The 376-nt window shown below is 81.1% G+C and carries 1 protein-coding gene; it reads right to left on the bottom strand.

Annotated features, from left to right (window positions below; genetic code table 11):
- The coding region (locus PUR71_RS06925; RefSeq protein ID WP_329925451.1) for a hypothetical protein at positions 1 to 249 on the bottom strand (249 nt) is incomplete at its 3' end.
- Positions 250 to 376 lie beyond the last annotated feature (127 nt).

The raw sequence follows: 376 nt of genomic DNA on the forward strand, positions 1-376 counted from the left end.
GCCCTGGAACGCCGGGCCGTACGCGTAGCCGCGGGACAGCAGGCGCTCGTCCAGCCCGGAGACGTCGATCGGCTCGGCCGCGGCGGGCGGCCCTGCGGCGAGGGGCGACGGATCCGCGAGGCCGGGGGCCCGGAGGCCGGCGCGGTGGCGGGTCCACGCCTGCGCATCCTCGCTCCGCGAGTGGACGGTGACCGGGCGGCCTGGGGGGGCGTCGGGCTCGGGCACCAGGACGTCGAGGCGGCCGGCCATGCGCCGTTGGGCAACCGACCCGCGCCGCCGTCGGCCCGGCGCCCGGCGCCGTTGCCGATCCCCGCCTGCGCCACGTCCCTCCGCGAGTGGACGTCGACCCTGCCGCGTCCGCAGCCGGCGGGCGCGC

The sequence above is a fragment of the Streptomyces sp. SP17BM10 genome (assembly GCF_036322405.1).
Classification (GTDB): domain Bacteria; phylum Actinomycetota; class Actinomycetes; order Streptomycetales; family Streptomycetaceae; genus Kitasatospora.